Raw genomic sequence first — 18,912 nt, forward strand, 5'->3', positions numbered from 1 at the left:
GCCAGTCACGGCAACGGCACGCCCAATGCGAAGCGGAACAACGCGTAAAAACCGGCCATGATGAAGACGCCGGAGGCCGCGAAGACGATCGCGCTTCTGGCGTCCCATCCCTCGTGCCGCGCTGAGACCAGCCCGCCGGCAAAGGCAATCACCGTGGCTGGCAGGAAACCAATCAGCGGCATGACAAAGCAGCCCGCAAGCATGGTTGCGACCAGCAACAGCCTGCGCCACCAGTCGCCGCTGCCAAAGCCGTTGTGCTGGTTCGGCCGCAGCCAGGACGCAATGACCACCAGCACCGAGCAGAAGATCAGCGCATAGGCAACAAAGCTTGGGAAAACCACGGAATCCCGGTCTGAATAGGTCGTCACATCGTAAAGCGTGACCAGGCCCAGGCCTATAAACAGGCTCGCCACGATCAGGGTTCCGATGTCTTTCCTGCCGGATCTGGATGAAGATTCAGTCATTGGACCCTGCCTGCATTTCGAGAAGTTTCCTGGCCCGCCTGCCCTGAATGACCGGATAGACCAGCGACAGGATGGTGAAGGCGATGATCGCCAGCGAAATCGGCCGGCCGAAGAACATGCCGGCCAGGTTGCCGGTGGCGTCACCGATGATCCAAGCCTGGACAAAGCCCTGCTCGGCGATCGGACCAAGAATGAGCCCGAGCACGATGGGTGACGCGGCGAAGCCAAAGCGCGACAGCACCCAGCCGACCGTGCCAAGCACGATCATGATGACGATATCGGAGATCGAATTGCGAATGGCAAAGGTGCCGATGATGGTCATGAAGCCCACCGAGGGAACGAGTATGGTCTTGGGGATGGTGACGATGGTCTTGTAGGCATAACGTCCGATCAACAGACCTGTCGGCAGCATCAGGATGGTGGCGATGAACAGCCCGTAGATGAAGGTGTAGACGATCGAACCGCCGCCCTCGAACAGGGTCGGTCCAGTTCTGACCCCCTGCACCAGCAGCGCGCCGAGGATGACCGCATCGGGAGGCGTGCCGGGAATGCCGAGGACCAGGGTGGGGATGAAGCCGCCGCCGACGGTGGCGTTGTTGGCGGCTTCGGTCGCCATGACGCCATCGGGTTCACCATCGCCGAATTTCTGCTCCGGCCTGGCGGTGCGCTTGGCCTCGGAATAAGCCACAAGACCAGCAACGGAACCGCCGGCGCCCGGCAGGATGCCGATCAGGGTGCCGATGATCGAGGAGCGCAGCAGGTTGTAGCGCGAGCGCCAGGCGATGATCGCCCCTTCGCGAAAACGAACCGCACGTCCCCCCTCCTCCACCTTGAGATGACGTTCGGGCGTTGCCACCAGGTCGATCAGCACCGGAATGCAATAGAGCCCGATCAGCGCACCGACCACTTCGATGCCGCCGATCATGGTGGTGCTGCCGAAGGTCAGGCGGATGTCGGCTGAAATTTCGGCCACGCCGACACAGGACAGAAGCAGGCCGAAAGCTCCGCCGGCGAGCCCCTTGAGCACGTTGCCGGTCGACAATGATGCGATCAGCGACAGGCCGAAGATAGACAGCCACAAATATTCCACCGGGCCAAACGCCAACGCCACCGATGACAGGGGCGGTGCCAGCAGAAGCAGCGCCAGGGCCCCGATCATGCCGCCGAATACGCTGGCATAGCAGGCGATGGCGACGGCAAGATCGCCGTCGCCGCGCTTGGCCATGGGATAGCCGTCGAAGGTGGTGCCGATAGCCGACGGGGTGCCGGGCGTATTGAGCAGGATGGCGGAATAGGCGCCGCCATAGATCGCCCCGGTGTAGATGGCGCCAAGCAGGATCAGGGCGGATGCGGGGGCCATGGAAAATGTGATCGGAACCAGCACCGCGACGGCCATGGTTGCCGACAGGCCCGGTATCGATCCGATGATTGTGCCGGCGACAACGCCGAACAGCGCAAGCGCCAGATTGGTCAGTGTCAGCGCATTGGCCAGATGTTCAAAATCCATATCGGATTGTCCATTCAGCTCGAGTGCAAAACCCTGCCGACTGCATGCCACGAACTGCGGCTCACAGCTTGCGGCGGTTCACACCTCATGGAAGGAGCACCCAGGCCGGACAGGCCCGGGTGCAAAGCACAGGATCAGTTGAGCAAACCGGCTTCCGTTGCCGCCTCGATATACTCGTCCTTGCGGGCCTTCATGAATTCGGCCATGCCATCGATACCAACATCGAGAAGCGCAAATCCGCCATCCAGCATCTGCTTGCGGAAAGCTTCGTCGGCGTTGATTTCCCCGAACATGTCTGACAGCGCCTTGACGGTTTCATCCGGCGTGTCCTTGGGGACCGCCATGCCGCGATAGGCACCGCCGACCATGTCAAAACCGAGTTCCTTGAAGGTCGGCACGTCGGGGAACAACGGGTGCCTTTCCTCCATGGCGACGGCCAGCAGACGCACGGCATCGCCCTGGGCCGCACCCACGGTGGTGTATCCCCACTGTGCCTTGACCTGCTTGCCCAGCGCCGCCGTGGTCGACGCACCGGTTCCCTTGAAAGGTACATAGGTGGTCTTGATGCCGGCCATCTTGTCAAAGCGGATCTGGGCCAGGTGGTTGGCCGTTGCCTTGCCGGAACCTGACATGGTCAGCGCACCGGGATTGGCCTTTGCGTCCGCGATCAGGTCGGCCAGGGTCTGATAGGGGCTGTCCGCAGTCACCACGATCGCATCGGGGGTGTAATGGAACATGTAGAACGCCTTGATGTCATCAGTGGTGTAGCCGACATCCTTTTGCGCGGGCTGAATGACGATATGCGGCAGGTTGATGCCCATGATCGTGTAGCCATCGCCGGCCATCGAATTGAGCTGGGCCCAGCCGACAGCGCCACCGCCACCGGGCTTGTAGGAAACCACCAGGTCCTGACCGAACTTTTCCTTGAAGAACGGCTGCTGGAAACGGGCGGAAATATCGGATTCACCGCCCGGACCGAACGGAATGATGTATTCGACCGATTTGTCCGGAAACGCCAGAGCGGCAGTCGCGGCGGCAAGCGAGACTGCGGATGCAATCACCAACGTCTTGACGGATTTCAATTTCAACATGCTTTCCTCCCGAAAAGTTCCTGGATGCAAGCGCTTTCATCGGCGCCCGCAATAAGGCTGTCGATTGCCCCTCCCCCATCCTTCTCCCAGGTCGGAGGCACGCCAGCACAATCATTTAATCAGGAGAAATCCGGTTTGTCATGCGGGTTCGGGAATAATTGAAACCAAGCAGAAGCCAACCTCCGAACGCCGGTACAAACCACCGGAGCGCGCCCGTGCGGGTGTGGGTATCACCCCCCAGCCCGGCTCTGGCGTAATGGGCACACGACAGCCAGACAGGGCGCAATATTTCCCGCAAAAGCCGTTTTACTGGCCTAGCCAGAAAAAGCCTGAAGGCTTGCCGCAGGTTTACGTCGCCTTTTCTGCAAACCTCAGACAGTGGTTCCGCGAATGCCTTAGCTATTTATTACGACTTTCTGAATTAGCATTACATCCAAATGAGTTCAGCCCCGCCCGGAGCCCAGACCGTGGGGTCCGGCGCTCATCAATGGTTACTTGTGGATTGCGATGACAGGAAACTCCAAGCTCAAATTGAAACGCGGTCACCTGTTCCTGAGGCCGAGTGTCATTGCAGGCTCGATTGCACTCGCGGTCACGGTTGCGACCGGCGTGTTCGCGGAATACCAGAACCGTATCGTTCATCACCAAAAGACCCACGCAAAAGTCAGCGAGCAGCTGGGCCTGGTGCGGGCAAAGCTTGAAGGCAACATTACAAGCAATATTCAGCTTGTCCGCGGGCTGGTTTCCGTCATCGCAACGCAGCCCGACATAGATCAGGCGCGCTTTGCCAGCATTGCCGGCGGGCTGATCGGACAACACTCGCAATTGCGCAATATTGCCGGCGCCCCAGGGCTGGTTATCAGCCTGATGTACCCGATGGAGGGGAACGAGCAGGCCATCGGGCTCGATTACCGCAAGAACGACATACAGCGCGAACCTGCAATGCGTGCGGTCCGCTCCGAACAAATGGTGCTGGCAGGCCCCGTGAACCTGCTGCAAGGCGGGAAGGGGTTTATCGGACGTTTTCCGGTTTTCACCGAGAACGATTCCGGCACACGAACATTGTGGGGTCTGGTGTCTGCCGTTGTCGACGTGGACCGGCTCTTCGCCGAAAGCGGCCTGCGCTCGGATGATCTGCCGATCAAAATCGCCATTCGTGGACAGAACGCAACCGGTGCAAAGGGCGGAGTTTTCTTTGGCGATGCCGGGATCTTCAACGACGACCCGGTGACATCACAGGTTTCCCTGCCAAGCGGAAGCTGGCAGATCGCGGCCATTCCCGCCGCGGGATGGTCGAGCACGCCCGAGAATGCCTGGCAGATTCGGTTTCTCATCCTGCTGGCCGGGTTGCTCGTCATCCTGCCGATCTCGATTGTCGGCTATCTCAATGACCTGCGCCATGCGCACATGCAGGAACTCGACCGGCGGAGGCTGCAGCTTCAGCGGCTTTCACGCAGACACCAGCTGGCGCTGGATACATCCAGGATCGGGGTTTGGGAGCTCAATCTGGATACGCTGGAAGTGACCTGGGACAGGCGGATGGGGGAGCTCTATGGCATTTCCGATGACGTCAAGCAGGTCACGATGGATACCTGGCTCACCGCGGTCCACCCCGACGATCGCGTACAGGCCAACAAGGATTTCCAGCAGGCAGTCAGGGAAAGCCGGACCTACACTTCCAATTTTCGCGTCACCACAAGCGAAGGCGCCACACGGTGGGTTCGCTCAATCGGAGCGGTGCATGAAGAGCTTGGCGGCCAGCGCTACATCGTCGGCGTCAATTGGGATGTCTCGGCGGATGTCGAGCTCAACGCAAGACTGCTGGCAGCCAAGCAGAGTGCCGAACAGCGAAACAGCGAGCTTGAAGAAGCCCGCGCCCAGATGGAGCACAATTCGCTGCATGACAGTCTGACCGGCCTGCCAAACCGCCGGTTCCTCGACAACAAGCTTGCCGGCGGACAGGCCGGGGACACGGTGACAGCATTGCTGCATATCGATCTCGACCGGTTCAAGCAGATCAACGATACGCTGGGCCATGCGGCGGGAGACGCCATGCTGTCGCATGCGGCTTCGGTGTTATCCGCCAGTGTCCGTGCCGGCGATTTTGTCGCGCGGATCGGTGGCGATGAATTCATCATCGCCACCACATCGGAGACAAACGAGGATGAACTGGCGGCACTGGCCAACCGGATCATCATGAAAATGCGCGAACCCGTTCCCTACGAGGGGCATGAATGCCGTTTCGGGGTCAGCATCGGAATCGCGATGGGAGACCCGGACAAGACGAACTATGGCGAGCGGCTGCTTATCGATGCGGATATCGCGCTCTACCGGGCCAAAAGCAACGGACGCAACCGGTACGAATTCTTCAACGCGTCGCTGAAAGCCGAGATCATTCGCAACAAGCGGATTGCCGACGACATCCTCAACGGTCTCGACCGGAACGAGTTCATTCCGTATTTCCAGCTGCAATTCGATGCAAAAACGCTCGATATTGTCGGCGTCGAGGCGCTGGCCCGCTGGATCCATCCGAGCGAGGGCGTGCTTGCGCCGGACGCATTCCTCAAGACCGCGGGCGAACTCAATGTGGTGCCGCTGGTCGACCGTGCCATTCTTGAGCAGACCCTGTGGCAATCGACACGCTGGAAGGCTGCCGGCCTCTCGATCCCGAAGATGTCCGTCAATGTGTCCGCCGGCCGGCTTTACGACGACGATCTCATCGAAAGCCTGAACGGCCTTGCCTTCGATCGCGGGACGCTTTCCTTCGAATTGCTCGAATCGATCTTCCTGGACGACAAGAATGAAACCATCGTCGCCAACATCGCCCATCTCAAGGCCCTCGGCATCGATATCGAGATCGACGATTTCGGCACCGGCTTTGCGTCCATCGTCAGCCTTGTGCAGGTAAAGCCGGCACGGCTGAAAATTGACCGGCAGCTGATTTCTCCGCTGCTCAGATCCGACAGCCAGCGCAACCTCGTCGCATCGATCATCGACATCGGCCAGTCGCTGGGCATCAAGGTCGTGGCCGAAGGCGTGGAAACCATGGAGCACGCAGCCATCCTGCGCGATATCGGTTGCGACACGCTGCAGGGTTATGCCCTCGCCCGCCCGATGCCGTCGGACGAACTGATGGCGTTCATCCGCGAGGAAAGCTGGCGCCAGGTAGCATGAGGCCTTGCCTTTGCCGGCAAAGGCCGATCACCGGCTGACGGCATCCGACTGGAAACCGTCAGCGCACCGGAGATGTGTTCGCAGACAAGGGCGCGCAAACGCCCATGATCCGGTCCGCGGATTGTTCACGTTGCCGGCCGATTTGAAGCCGGGGTGGAGCATCTGCCGCAAACCCCGGCTACCGGCGCATCAGGCATCGGCTTTCTTGCGGCCAGCCGGCTTCATGCGCACGCGCAATGTTTTCCCATCACCCTGATCGAGCTCGAAGGCGCCGGTCTTGCGCACGAGATCACTGAGCTTGCGGAAACCGTAGGTCCGGGGATCGAAATCGGACGAGAGGTTGGCCAGTTGCGTTCCCAGGGCGCCGAGAGGAACCCAGCCGTCTTCACTCTCCATCTGCATGATAACCTTTCGCAAGATGGGTGTCGCAGCACTCGGCGGCTGGAGCGACCTGGAAGCAGCCGGGGTGTCGCTGTTGTCGGATACAAGGTCGGGCAGCAGGTTCTCGGTATAGGTGAACCTGCGGCAAGCCTGCCGGAAGCTCTCGGGCGTCTTCTGCTCGCCGAAACCGAAAACATCGACGCCCTGTTCGCGAATCCGGGATGCGAGCCGGGTAAAGTCGCTGTCGGACGAGACCAGGCAGAAGCCGTCAAAGCGGCCACTGTGCAGGAGATCCATAGCATCGATGACCAGGGTAATGTCCGAGGCATTCTTGCCGGTCGTGTAGGCAAATTGCTGTTGCGGGATGATCGCATGCCGGGCCAGAACCTCGGTCCAGCCCTTGGACCGCGGACTGGCGAAATCGCCGTAGATCCGCCGGACGCTCGCCTCCCCGATCTTGGCTATCTCCTCGAACAAGCCATCGACGATCTTGGCTGACGTGTTGTCGGCGTCGATCAAGACGGCAAGCCGTGGTGCACGTGGTTCAGCTGTCATACTCAAACTCCAATCATTCGCGTGTCTTCTGCCAAAGCCTCACAGGCCCGGCCTGTTCATGAGTCCTGCATCGGGAATCAGACCCATCCGCTCCCATCGTCGCCCACGGCCAGGGCTTTTCCAACAGTTGGCGATGCAGCGGCTGGAACAGAAGTAGGTGTTGCACATTTTTCATGCCCCGGTCCGGCGGCTTCGCAGCGGGCACGAATTGACTTGCCAACCCGGCTATCCGGAAGGCATGGGCGCCAACCGGCGCGGCTCATGGCTCGATCTTTTTCAAACGCAATGAAGAAGGCCTGAACACGGCTCTCGGTCAGGAGCAGAGCCGTGACGTGCTATAGATCTTGCCGACCGGCATGGGTGAGGCCAATGCCACTATTCAACAGTGTTTCCATTCACGACGAGCGCCAACGTCAACATGGATGATGCCGTTGCAATACCGGCCGATACCGCCGATCCCCGGTGCACTTCGTGCAATCCGGACCAGACGCTTGTCAGACACGCCGGGAACCCTGATGTCGGCAGCCTTGCAATGTCGATGCATCGATTTCTTGCGGCCGTGCTTTCTATGCCCGGATGTAAGGATGGGTCTGACACCTGTCTTCTTGCGGATGTGCCCGAGAATTTTCAGGAGCTTGGCCGGCATGCACTTGGCCACAACGCGCTTGGTCTGGCGCTTGTAGTAGTAGGTCACGTCATGGGTCAGCTTGGAACTGGACAATTCCTCGCCGTGCGATGACGACACCGGTGCGGGACCACCGCCCAGAAAGAGAGCGGTCATGATGATCAGCAGAATGTGTTTAGGCATTGGAATCCGGTGTGCAACGACGTTCAGGACGCCAATTTATTGTGCGATGCAGCATGAACTAGGCAGCAAGTGTGGCGTGAATGTGTTCAGGCAAAAAGCCCACCTCCACCCACATGCGTCCCGGCACGAAACCTAGCAACAGGCGTGGAGCCACCCGAGAAACAGGGCCGGCACTCCAGGTCTTCAACTCCCTCCCGGCACAACGAGCTCATCTCGCACCTCCTCGCGCACCGCCCTTGTCCAGGCCATCGATGACAAATTCGCGAGAGGTATTCAGGGGAGCGAAGCCCTGGAACTTTCAAGCCTTGATCAAGCGGGTGCCATCCAACGCGTCAAACTCGGCACAGCGACACCGCTCACCGGGCATCACTCTGTCCTGCTGTGAACCTGGGCTCCCCCGGCGTACGCGACAGGTTTCGCCCCTGTGAGACCTGCCTGAGGAGGAGCCGCAAATCGATCTGACAAACCCATTGATGCGCCGCCCGTGATCGGCTAGAAGACCGTTTGTCAGCTGCTTTGCAACGCGAAAATCAATCCGGACACCGGAGTGAAACCAGCGAGCCAAGCGCCACGGATGCACCCGTAGCTCAGCTGGATAGAGTGCTGCCCTCCGAAGGCAGAGGTCACAGGTTCGAATCCTGTCGGGTGCGCCATTTTTTCAATGATTTAGCGGATTATTTGGTTGGGCGCCTTGATAAAGCACCCATATCGTAACCACGACTGGCCGCTCACCCAGCTTTCCTACCCATGGGGCAAACAGCCCTCCGACAATCGCCAATGCGGCTGTTACCAGCGATATCTGCGATTTGCGTGCTTTGTGCTCTTCAAAAGCACGATCATGCAGCTTGACGGCCACGTCTATCAACGCTGTTATCTGCTCTGCTTGCAGAGACTTTTCCACTAATCCTTCGCCCCCCAGTTCGCCCCCCATGCGGCAAAGTCGATCTTATGAAAGCTTGAGGCCCAAACGCCGTTATGGCCGGTATTGTCCGGCGTCAGCGCCCGTGGGTCAGATCTGGGGGGTGCAACCAATATGAATGATGCCCGACGGCATCGCCTGAGTGCAACCCATGAGACGGATATCCAGGTGACTAAATCCCAGTGCGAAGCGGCGTATCGGCGGACCTGATGTCATACGATTCCAGCTCCGGACCGGCATCCCATGGGCACTTGAAGTGGTCTGGGATGCTCGTCCGGTCTGACGTGAGACAGGGTTTGCGAACAGCTTGAGGAGAGTTGGTTTCAAGTTCACGACAGGCCAAGACAGCCATTCTGCCCGCAAGCAGAATTGGCTGTTCAAAACCGGATGGAGGTCGCAAATCCGCAGTCCGCGGTTCACCCCGGCATCGTGGCCTTCATGGACGGCCGGGCGGAAAATTTCTCGTACCAGGCTGCCAGCTTGGGGTGAGCCTTGCGCCAATCCTTGTCTGAAAAACGGAAATCCAGATATCCGAGCGCACAGGCGGTGGCAATTGTACCGATCGTGATGGAACCGTTTAACGTCTCCATCCATCGGTCTTCCAGTTCATCCAGCCCGCTGTCGACCTTTTCCATCTGACTGTCATGCCAGAGACCCCAATAGAATTCCTCCGGACGCAGAACCTTCTCATACCGGCACAAAAGCGCAGCGCCGAGAACCGTGTCGGCCAGCGCCTCCAGCGTCATGGCTGCAAATCGCGCTTTGTGGTCGCTCGGCAATAGAGGCACATCATCGGACATCGTATCGACAAAGGCACAGATCACCCGGCTGTCGTAGAGCGCGCTACCGTCCTCGGCCAGCGCCGTCGGCACCTGCCCCGACGGGTTGTGGCGAACGATATCCGGGTCCCGCTTGACCGGCCAGGCCTGGGACGGCAGCTTCTCGATTTCGGCAATAACGCCTTTTTCATGCGCGCACACAAGGACCTTGCGCACGAAAGGTGATGCAGGAGAATGAAACAGCTTCAGTGTCATTTCTTTTCTTTCTTCGGTTTGTTCGGAACGGCACCAGCCGTGGAAATCAGGTGTTGCAGGGCCGCCTCGGGGTCTTCACGCAGGCGCTCTATCAACAGATCGCCAGCGAAACTGACGTGTTCGTTCATGATTGCAGCCGCGCGTTCACCTTCCGAATGGCGCAGAGCCCGGGCAATGCGATGATGATCGTCATGAGACCTGTGGATGATTTCGTAGTCATCCCAGAGGATCACCCGGTCCGACACCATCGGCACATTGTGAGTGCGTGATACGAATTCACCGAGCAGCGGATTGTTCGCGGCCTGGATGATGGTCTCGTGGAACTCGACGTTCATCCGGCGCCAATCCGGCAGTGCGGCCGGGTCAAGGGTACCGGAGGCCAGTATGTCGTCACCAATCCTCACCAAGGAGTCGAGACGGGCCAGCACACTGTCCGGACAACCAAGCCGCGCGGCGATTCTGCAGGCCTGCGCCTCAAGTACGGAACGAATTTCAAAGACGCTGCGAATCGTGTCCACCGAAAAACTGCGCACCCGGTAACCACGGTTCGCCTCGTAATCCAGCAACCCGTCAGTCGCGAGCGTCGCAAGCGCAGTTCGCAAGGGGGTCCGTGACAGCCCCAGCAGTTCGGCGAGCTGGTCCTGATGAACACGTTCTCCGGGACGAAGCTGCCCTGCGAGGATCATTTCCCTCAGTGTGGTTGCAGCGCCATCCGCAACTGTTTGCCCTTTTACGATCATTTCACGGTCCCTGTTCCGGCAGCTTTACTGTCGCGGAAATGCAGCAGGGTTTCAAGAGTGAAATTTTCAAATATTATCCAATACAACCGCAATTCGCTCATTTAGCGTTGACAAATAGCCATAATGTATCCAATTTGCCGTCCGACGAGACATTGGGAGGGACAACGTGTCTAAGCTGGCATTCGTATCAGGCGCCGCGGGCGGGATCGGCAAGGCGGTTTGCAACCGTCTGGCGTCAGATGGCTTTACCTTGGTTGCCACGGATCTTTCCGCGAAAGCTGCCGAAGCGGTTGCTGCCGAGCTTCCGGGGAACTCCCATAGTGGTTTTGCGCTCGATGTATCCGACGAAGACGCGGTCGCGGCGCTGATCTCGCAGGTTGAGACCCGGCAGGGACCAATCAATGTGTTCGTTGCTGCCGCCGGCATTCTTATCCTCGACGAGACTGGCCAGCGCAGACCAATTACAGAAACGTCGCTTGACGAATGGACGACCACCCAGACCATCAACAGCACCGGGACCTTCCTGCAGTTGCGTGAGTTTATGAGAGCGCGCCGCGATCGTCCGCTGGCAAGTGCACGGTTCATCGCGTTTTCCTCTGTAGCGGCACAGTTGGGTGGCTATCGCAGCAGTTCAGCCTACATCGCCAGCAAGTCCGCTGTGCTCGGCCTTGTTCGTGCCGGTGCACGGGAGGGGGCGATCCTGGATGTGGCCGTGAATGCAGTGGCCCCAGGGCTTATCGACGCTCCGATGCTCAGACTGTCACTCGATCCTTCGCGTGATGCCGAAATTGCCCAGTCCATTCCGCAGGGGCGCATTGGTACGCCGGAAGATGTAGCGGGCGCAGTGTCATTCCTCGCCGGGCCGGACAGCGCCTACATAACCGGCGGGGTTATTGACGTGAACGGCGGATACCGGATGCAATGATCTCGCGTATTTCAAATCATGTCGCGCATTTTCTGGCCATCGTCGCGGCCCTGGCGTTGCTTCTGATGATGCTTCACGTCACCGCCGATGTGATCGGCAAGTACGTATTCAACGCCCCCATTCCAGGCACGGCCGAAGTCGTTGCCAGCTACTACATGGTCGCGGCCGTGTTTCTTCCCCTGGCGTGGGTCGAAATACGAGAAGGCTCGATCATCGTGGAGCTGATCTATCAAATGTTCGGCCGTCGCGCCAAGACGCTCTGCCTGCTGATCGCCACAGCGTTGTCTGCCCTCTTCTACGGCGGCCTGGCCTGGTTGTCATTCGCGCCGGCGGTCCAGGCTTGGCGCATTGGCGAGATCGTCGAAGGGGCCTGGCGCGTTGTCATCTGGCCGACGAAATTCCTTCTCCCATTGGGCCTTGCCTTGGCCTGTCTCGTGATGGTGCTGCGGATGATCGATATCATTTCTGGCAGCTACAGGCCGGAGTCTCATCCGGTCGACCCAAGCTAGAAGGAAACGCAGATGGATCGCCTTGAAATAGGATTGTTCGGCGTTGTCGTGATGCTTGTGGCCATTTTGCTGCGGGTACCGATCGCAGTTGCCATGGGGCTCACCTCCTTTGGCGGGATCTGGTTGATGATGGGGCAGATGCCCGCCATCGGGATCGCCAAGGCAATTCCCTACCAAATGATCGGCGACTGGAATCTCTCGGCCGTGCCCATGTTTCTGCTGATGGGTTATCTCGCTTCGGGCGCCGGGCTGACAAAGGGTTTGTTCAACGCTGCCCGGGTGTTCCTGAACCGCGTGCCTGGCGGGCTCGCCATCGCGTCGGTCGCCTCTTCGGCCCTGTTCGCATCGGCGAGCGGTTCGAGCGTTGCCACTGCGGCTGCTTTTTCCCGCATCGCAATTCCCGAAATGTTGAAAGCGGGTTACGCGCCGTCTCTGGCAACGGGTTCGGTGGCTGCGGCGGGCACGCTGGGGTCACTCATCCCGCCAAGCGTTCTGCTGATCATTTACGGGCTGATGATGAATGTCTCCATCGCAACCCTGTTCCTGGCGGCAGTTGTCCCCGGCATTCTGTCGGGCGTGGTCTTTGCCGCGATGATCGCGATCCGCTGCATGATCAAACCTGATTTGGCGCCGCGACTGAACGAGCACTCCAACTGGCGCGAAAAGCTGGTCCTGGTCCGCGAGACCTGGCCGCTTCCGCTGCTGATCGCCGGAGTGTTGGGGGGGATCTTTTCCGGCATTTTCACAGCCACCGAAGCCGGCGCGGTCGGCGCTTTCCTGGCCGGTTTCATTGCGCTTTCGCGTGGCTCGCTGAACATCGAGATGATGCGCCGAGCGCTGATCGACACGGCGATGAGCACCGCGGCAATCTTCATCATCGTGGTCGCGGCGGCGCTGTTTGCCAGGTTCATCGCGCTGTCATCGCTGCCGGTCTGGGTTACAGGTCAGTTTGCCGGACTCGACACGGTCTGGGTCATTATCCTGATCTGCCTGTTGTATCTTGTCCTCGGCTGCTTTCTGGAAAGCATATCCATCATCCTGCTGACCGTGCCTGTACTTGCGCCGCTCCTTCATGATCTGGACATCAACCTGATCTGGTTTGGCGTTCTGGCCGTCAAGCTGCTGGAAACAGGGCTGATCACGCCGCCTGTCGGCATGAATGTCTACGTCATCAAGTCGAGCCTCGGGAACACTGTCTCTCTGGGAACGATCTTTGCCGGCGTCTCCTGGTTCATTGTGGCGGACTTTTTCACAATCACACTGCTTGTCGCCTTTCCATTCATCACGCTCTGGTTGCCCGGATTGACCGGCTAGGCGCGCAGTTTCAATCAATACCGCGGGGTGGTCTCGCGGCCTACGGAGGAGGAATCCATGAAACGTCTAACAATTCCCGCGCTTGCCCTGTCAGGGCTCATCGCCGCGCCTGCCATGGCAGACAACTTTATCGCCACCAACTGGCTCGCGCCGGTGCACATTCTCAACGAACAGCCATATCAGCGCCTGGCCGAGGATATCGCCAAGGACAAGGCTGCAAATATCACGTTCGAGGTCTACTCGAGCGGTTCACTGGTGCCGGCCAAAGCCACGATGCAGGGCATCCGCGATAACGTCGCCCAGCTGGGCGTGGTTTACCCGGGCTATACACCGTCCGAACTGCCCGTGAACAATGTGCTGAACGATCTGGTTTTCACATCGGATGACGCGCTGGCGTCGGCCCTGGCCTATACCGAAATCGGCGTGACGAACGACCGGGTTCAGGGCGAATGGCGCAAGAACGGCGGCATCTTCCTCGGAGGGTATTCGACACCTGTCTACTACTTCATCTGCATGGATCCGATCCGCACGCCTGACGATGCCAAGGGCAAGAAAATCCGCACCGCCGGCGGCGCACAAACCAACTGGGTCGAAAGCCTGGGCGGCGTTCCCGTGTCAGTGCCGATCGGGGATGTGTATTCCGGTCTTAGCCGCGGGTCTCTCGATTGCACGATGTCCGATCCCACCAACCTCGACAAGGGCAACAAGTTCTGGGAAGTCGCCAAGAGCGTTACCACCTTGCCGATGGGCGTGGTCATGGGGGCTACCTATGTGGTCAACCCCGAATTCTGGAACGGCTTGAGCGGCGAGCAGCACACGGCTCTGCTTGATCATCTGGCACTCGGCCTGGCACGGACGCAGATAACCTATGCTGCTGACGTGGCTGCAGCAATGGAGGGGTCGCGCGAGCGCGGTCTTGAAATCATCGAGCCCGACGCAGCCTTGACCGACGCATTGGCATCCTTCCAGTCAAACTTTGTTTCGGATCTGCCTGCGAAATCCGTTGCAGATCGCGGGATCGACGATCCAGCAGCGCTGATCGACGCATTCCTTGCAAGTCAGAAGGCATGGAAACAGCGGCTGGCCGGGATCGACCGCGAAGATCCCGAAGCGGTTGCAAAGCTGATCCGGGACGAAGTCTACGGCAAGCTCGATCTGGAAAGCTTCGGCAAGTGATCTGTCGCAGGGGCCCGCACAGGGCCCCTGCTTCCTACCGACAAGGCGGAAAATCAATGGGACAGGCACAGACATCAATTGTCACGGGCGGCGGTGCCGGTATCGGCCGCTCGATCGCGCTGCAATTGGCACAGACCGGGGACAATTTGATTGTTGCCGATCTGAATGCGGCCAGTGCAAAGGAAACCGTCGCACTGATCGAACAGGCGGGCGGGCGCGGGCGAAGCGCCGTTTTGAACGTGACGGATATGGCGGCGGTTGACGATCTGATTGGCAGCGCCGGCGAATTGCGCTGCCTTGTCAACAATGCCGGCATCTTCAACGTCAAGCCATTCGACACACTCACCGCCGACGATTTCCGCAGCATGTACGAAATCAACCTGGTCGCCATGTTCGGGCTGTCCCAGCGCGCTGCGCGGGTGATGCCTCGTGGTGGCGCCATCGTGAACATCGCCTCGCGCGCAATGCTGGGCGCAGCACAATACATTCACTACGCCACCTCAAAGGCGGCAGTGGGCGGATTCACACGATCCCTCGCCCTTGAACTGGCTCCCAGGGGCATCAGGGTCAATGCCGTAGCTCCCGGCGTGATCGAAACGGACATGCTGCGCGCCCGTTCGGACACCAATCTCGATGCTTTACGGGCAATGCAGCCAGGCGGCGAACTGGGCTCACCCGATGACATCGCTGCGGCGGTACAGTTTCTCGCCTCACCGCAAGCACGGTTCATAACCGGACAGATTTTGCTGGTCGACGGCGGACGCTCTCTTGGTGGTTCACTGGGTATCTGAGGACAATAATCATGAGTTTCGACAACAAGATAGCGGTGATTACAGGTGCTGCGGCTGGAATCGGTCGCGCAACAGCAGACCTGTTTGCTGCTCGTGGTGCGCGTGTCATCGCCGTGGACAGGGATGCTGACGGTCTTGAAGCACTTGCAGATTCCGGAATGGTGACGCTTTGCGCAGACATGATCGACAGCGATCTGCCCGAAGCCGTGGCCGGCAAAATTGCCGCCATGGGCGGGCCTCTGGCCATTCTGGTCAACAATGCAGGCATCGGCGGCGGCGGCCGGATGGATCAGACCAGCGATGACGACGTTCGGCGACACTTCGAGGTCAATGTCCTCGGCCTGTTCCGGCTGGCGCGCTTCGCGGTCGGCCAGATGCAGGCTGCCGGCGGCGGGTCCATTGTCAATGTCGCGTCCATCTATGCCGAGATCGGCGCCACCGGATCTGCAGGATACTCGGCATCCAAAGGCGCAGTCGCAGCGCTGACGCGTCAGATGGCAACGGACTATGGCCACGATGGCATCCGGGTCAACGCTGTCGCCCCCGGCTTGATCGAAACACCGCTCACCCGGGAGCGTATTCGCAATGAACCATGGCGTCACAAGATTTTTGTTGAACAAAGCCCGCTGCAAAGGGTTGGACAACCGAACGACGTTGCTCGCGCCATCGCCTTTCTGGCCAGCGACGAGGCGGCTTTCGTTTCGGGCGAGATCTTGCGTGTCGACGGCGGCTGGGCCATGGGGCGGTACCCGCGGGAGGTTCAGCAATGAGCCAGGCGGCAAAACCGGCAGATGCTTATGACCTGATCGTGGTCGGATCCGGCGCAGCAGGCATGGCAGCGGCGCTGACTGCGAAGATCGGCGGACTCGACGTAGCCATTTTCGAAAAGGACAGCTGCTTTGGCGGTTCGACCGCCGTTTCGGGTGGGGCCATCTGGATCCCCAACAACCCGCTGATGCGCGCCGCCGGCATGGAAGATGATGCTGACGCGGCATATGAATATCTTTCGGGCGAAGTCGGTAACCTGATCGACACCGATCTGGTGCACGCGTTCATAGATGCCGGCCCCGAGATGGTGACTTTCTTCCAGGAACACACCGAACTGCAATTTGAATACCGCGCCTTTTCTCCGGATTACCACCCCGACCGGCCGGGCGCGGCGATGGGTGGACGCGTGCTTGATGCACAGACCTTTGATGGGCGCAGACTGGGGAAAGAGTTTGCACGGCTTAAGCCGCCGATCAACGATTTCACGCTATTCGGCGGCATGATGCTGAACCGGTTTGATATCGGCCACTTCATGAACATGACGCGAAAACCCGCTTCGGCATGGCATGCCACCAAGCTTTTGGCCCGTCAGGCGCGTGATCGCTTAAGCTACTCCCGGGGCACCCGCCTGACGCTCGGGCAGGCCGTGGCCGGACGGATGGCCCTGTCTGCTTTGCAACGGGGCATTCCGATCTTCACCGACATGGCGCTTGAGCGGCTTCTCACCGATGGCGACCGGGTGACCGGGATCGAAACCCGGGACAGCACCCGGGTCTCCGCCCGGCACGGGGTTGTGCTGGCCACCGGCGGCTTTCCTGCGAATGCGCAATTGCGCAAGGTAGTCATGCCGCATGTCGCACACGGTGCGCCGCATTATTCGATGTCGCCCAAACCGGCAACCGGACAGGCGATCACGGCAGCACAAGAGATCGGCGCGCACTTCGTCACAACCAACCGGAATGCCGGTTTCTGGGCGCCGGTATCGCTGATCCCGGAAGCGGGAGGCGGCAGCAGGCCCTTCCCGCATCTGTTCCTCGACCGGGCCAAGCCGGGCGTCATCGCGGTTTCCCCGCAAGGAAAGCGCTTCGTCAACGAGGCCGTGTCCTATCACGATTTCGTCTCCGGCATGAATGGTGCGGGGCTGTCCGAAGCCTGGCTGATTTGCGATCATCGCGCGCTCAGGCGCTATGGTCTGGGCCCGGTGCGCCCTGCCCCCGCCCCCTACCGGCATCACCTGCAGTCAGGTTATCTGAAAAAGGCCGACACACCCGAAGCGCTTGCAGCCCTCATCGGCGTGCCGGAACAGGCGCTGAGCAGCACGATCAAACTTTTCAATATCGATGCAGCCCGGGGCAAGGACCACGAGTTCGGAAAGGGGTCGACAGCCTATCAGACCTATCTCGGAGATGCCGACAACCGGACGAATCCCTGCCTGCGTCCACTTGACAAGGCGCCCTATTATGCCGTGCGGGTACACCCCGGCGACATAGGCACATCCATGGGATTGGCGGTGGACAGCCATGCGCGGGTGTTGCGCGAAGACCGGTCGGTGATACCGGGACTTTACGCCTGCGGCAACGACATGAACTCGATCATGGCCGGCACCTATCCCGGCGCCGGGATCACGTTGGGACCGGCACTTACCTTTGGCTATATCGTTGGGCGCCATGCGGCGGGGGGCAACAAATCGCCATAGATGAAACATCGAAACAAGCAAGGACGATGGGATGCTGGATTCTAGAACACCTGTGAATCCGCCCCCCAACCCAGGACCTATTCACAAACGCTCCAGGCTCCGGATTGCGCCGGCAATGAGGGATGCCGTCACCGGACGCTCGAAGTTGCTGATATAGGGCGAGCTGTCGAAGGTGACGCCGGCAATCGTCTCGGCATCCTGATCCGTCCCGCCAAATTCCGACAAACGCCGCGGCAACCCAGGCTCGGAAAGCAGCCGGGAAAACCTTTCCCGTTCAGCATCGGCATCGGGCGTCATTGCCAGTTGTACCAGCGTTCCAAACCCGACCTGCCCGCCATGGAGAAAGGGCTGCATGGCGGGAATCACGGAAAACCCGCGGGTCATGGAGTGGGCAATCGACAGCCCGCCGTTCTCGAACGCCAGACCGTAGCGAAGCTGCGGAACCGTGGAATATGCCACACTCAAATGGGTATACAGGCTCAACAACCGCCGCCTGCAAGGGCCCATTGGAAGCACCCCTCCATCAACAAAGGCCGAAGCGGGACAACTATGCGACTCAGGAAACTGAAGTCATGGCGGCGCAACTTAAACCAAACGGTTTCCGGTAAATCCTGGGCGGTTCAAGCATATACTTCCCAAAAATCCTCGACAAAATCGCCTACAGTCTCAATAATCGGCGCCGAACACTGCTTGGTTTCAGATCACCTCTCGAAGTCTAGCAAACTGAAAACTCAACCCAGTCGGTTGCAATTTAAACTTGGAACCACTGAGTGTGGCTTAATTTCTCCAGTATTAGGTTTGTCAGATGGCTCGCCAAGACAAGTATGCAGCGTTTGTAAGTTACCGTCACCTTCACCACGACCGAAAATGGGCAAAGTGGATTCAACAGGAGCTGGAAACTTTCAAAACGCCCCGGAGTTTGGTCCGGCAGGGCTATGCGCCGAAAATAGGTAGGCTGTTTCTTGATGAGACGGAAATCCCCGAGAGGTGGTTCGGATTGTCTGAACAGTTTCGGGCGTCTGCTTAAGTGGATTTCCGCCCTGATTATGCTGCCGCCAGG

At 59.5% G+C, this 18,912-nt stretch carries 18 protein-coding genes and 1 tRNA gene; 9 read left to right on the forward strand and 10 right to left on the reverse strand.

Features of this window, described 5'->3' with window-relative positions; translation table 11 throughout:
- Window positions 1-5: 5 nt before the first annotated feature.
- The 3 genes from WNY80_RS21015 to WNY80_RS21025 all read right to left on the reverse strand — a co-directional run bounded on the left by WNY80_RS21015 (window position 6) and on the right by WNY80_RS21025 (window position 3,062).
- Window positions 6-464, reverse strand: coding sequence for a tripartite tricarboxylate transporter TctB family protein (locus WNY80_RS21015; protein ID WP_342889367.1), 459 nt, complete (start codon window positions 462-464; stop codon window positions 6-8).
- Window positions 457-1,971 carry a tripartite tricarboxylate transporter permease gene (locus WNY80_RS21020; RefSeq protein WP_342889368.1) on the reverse strand — a complete coding sequence of 505 codons (1,515 nt, stop codon included), beginning with the start codon at window positions 1,969-1,971 and terminating at the stop codon, window positions 457-459. Before WNY80_RS21020 ends, WNY80_RS21015 begins: the two co-directional genes overlap by 8 nt.
- Before the next feature lie 134 nt (window positions 1,972-2,105).
- Window positions 2,106-3,062, reverse strand: a complete 957-nt coding sequence (locus WNY80_RS21025; protein ID WP_342889369.1) for a tripartite tricarboxylate transporter substrate binding protein — start codon at window positions 3,060-3,062, stop codon at window positions 2,106-2,108.
- 507 nt (window positions 3,063-3,569) lie between these two features.
- Here WNY80_RS21025 and WNY80_RS21030 point away from each other — a divergent pair.
- Window positions 3,570-6,236 (forward strand): EAL domain-containing protein, encoded by a 2,667-nt coding sequence (locus WNY80_RS21030; RefSeq protein ID WP_342889370.1) that lies wholly within the window; start codon window positions 3,570-3,572, stop codon window positions 6,234-6,236.
- Between the two features lie 189 nt (window positions 6,237-6,425).
- On the opposite strand, the gene WNY80_RS21035 is transcribed toward WNY80_RS21030, so the two are convergent.
- Both WNY80_RS21035 and WNY80_RS21040 read right to left on the reverse strand, forming a co-directional pair.
- Window positions 6,426-7,172, reverse strand: coding sequence for an NYN domain-containing protein (locus tag WNY80_RS21035; RefSeq protein WP_342889371.1), 747 nt, complete (start codon window positions 7,170-7,172; stop codon window positions 6,426-6,428).
- A 379-nt stretch (window positions 7,173-7,551) separates the two neighbouring features.
- Entirely contained in the window at window positions 7,552-7,980 is a 429-nt protein-coding gene (locus tag WNY80_RS21040; RefSeq protein WP_342889372.1) for a D-Ala-D-Ala carboxypeptidase family metallohydrolase, read from the reverse strand.
- 576 nt (window positions 7,981-8,556) lie between these two features.
- Here WNY80_RS21040 and WNY80_RS21045 point away from each other — a divergent pair.
- Window positions 8,557-8,633: transfer RNA gene (locus WNY80_RS21045), tRNA-Arg, on the forward strand.
- A gap of 5 nt (window positions 8,634-8,638) precedes the next feature.
- On the opposite strand, the gene WNY80_RS21050 is transcribed toward WNY80_RS21045, so the two are convergent.
- The 3 genes from WNY80_RS21050 to WNY80_RS21060 form a co-directional block, all read right to left on the reverse strand.
- Window positions 8,639-8,911 carry a hypothetical protein gene (locus tag WNY80_RS21050; RefSeq protein ID WP_342889373.1) on the reverse strand — a complete coding sequence of 91 codons (273 nt, stop codon included), beginning with the start codon at window positions 8,909-8,911 and terminating at the stop codon, window positions 8,639-8,641.
- A gap of 404 nt (window positions 8,912-9,315) precedes the next feature.
- On the reverse strand, window positions 9,316-9,933 hold the full coding sequence (locus tag WNY80_RS21055; protein WP_342889374.1) for a glutathione S-transferase family protein: 618 nt from the start codon (window positions 9,931-9,933) through the stop codon (window positions 9,316-9,318).
- Window positions 9,930-10,673, reverse strand: a complete 744-nt coding sequence (locus tag WNY80_RS21060) for a GntR family transcriptional regulator (protein WP_342889375.1) — start codon at window positions 10,671-10,673, stop codon at window positions 9,930-9,932. The genes WNY80_RS21055 and WNY80_RS21060 overlap by 4 nt, the downstream gene beginning before the upstream one ends.
- A gap of 166 nt (window positions 10,674-10,839) precedes the next feature.
- On the opposite strand from WNY80_RS21060, the gene WNY80_RS21065 reads away from it, so the two are divergent.
- The 7 genes from WNY80_RS21065 to WNY80_RS21095 are packed head-to-tail and all read left to right on the forward strand — an operon-like array spanning window position 10,840 to window position 17,852.
- Complete coding sequence (locus WNY80_RS21065; protein ID WP_342889376.1) at window positions 10,840-11,598, forward strand: SDR family oxidoreductase; 759 nt, start codon at window positions 10,840-10,842, stop codon at window positions 11,596-11,598.
- Entirely contained in the window at window positions 11,595-12,107 is a 513-nt protein-coding gene (locus tag WNY80_RS21070; protein WP_342889377.1) for a TRAP transporter small permease, read from the forward strand. The genes WNY80_RS21065 and WNY80_RS21070 overlap by 4 nt, the downstream gene beginning before the upstream one ends.
- Before the next feature lie 12 nt (window positions 12,108-12,119).
- On the forward strand, window positions 12,120-13,421 hold the full coding sequence (locus WNY80_RS21075; RefSeq protein WP_342889378.1) for a TRAP transporter large permease: 1,302 nt from the start codon (window positions 12,120-12,122) through the stop codon (window positions 13,419-13,421).
- A gap of 57 nt (window positions 13,422-13,478) precedes the next feature.
- The gene (locus WNY80_RS21080; protein ID WP_342889379.1) at window positions 13,479-14,597 is read left to right on the forward strand and encodes a C4-dicarboxylate TRAP transporter substrate-binding protein; all 1,119 of its coding nucleotides are present in this window, start codon (window positions 13,479-13,481) and stop codon (window positions 14,595-14,597) included.
- A gap of 56 nt (window positions 14,598-14,653) precedes the next feature.
- The gene (locus WNY80_RS21085) at window positions 14,654-15,388 is read left to right on the forward strand and encodes an SDR family NAD(P)-dependent oxidoreductase (RefSeq protein WP_342889380.1); all 735 of its coding nucleotides are present in this window, start codon (window positions 14,654-14,656) and stop codon (window positions 15,386-15,388) included.
- Between the two features lie 11 nt (window positions 15,389-15,399).
- Window positions 15,400-16,158, forward strand: coding sequence for an SDR family oxidoreductase (locus WNY80_RS21090; protein WP_342889381.1), 759 nt, complete (start codon window positions 15,400-15,402; stop codon window positions 16,156-16,158).
- Window positions 16,155-17,852: an FAD-dependent oxidoreductase gene (locus tag WNY80_RS21095; protein ID WP_342889382.1), complete on the forward strand. Its 1,698-nt coding sequence runs from the start codon at window positions 16,155-16,157 to the stop codon at window positions 17,850-17,852. Before WNY80_RS21090 ends, WNY80_RS21095 begins: the two co-directional genes overlap by 4 nt.
- 81 nt (window positions 17,853-17,933) lie before the next feature.
- On the opposite strand, the gene WNY80_RS21100 is transcribed toward WNY80_RS21095, so the two are convergent.
- Both WNY80_RS21100 and WNY80_RS21105 read right to left on the reverse strand, forming a co-directional pair.
- Window positions 17,934-18,236 (reverse strand): hypothetical protein, encoded by a 303-nt coding sequence (locus WNY80_RS21100; RefSeq protein WP_342889387.1) that lies wholly within the window; start codon window positions 18,234-18,236, stop codon window positions 17,934-17,936.
- A 367-nt stretch (window positions 18,237-18,603) separates the two neighbouring features.
- Window positions 18,604-18,912: hypothetical protein (locus tag WNY80_RS21105; protein ID WP_342889383.1), on the reverse strand; the 309-nt coding region annotated here is incomplete at its 5' end.

Source organism: Hoeflea sp. AS16 (assembly GCF_038900095.1).
In the GTDB taxonomy this organism is placed as follows: domain Bacteria; phylum Pseudomonadota; class Alphaproteobacteria; order Rhizobiales; family Rhizobiaceae; genus Hoeflea.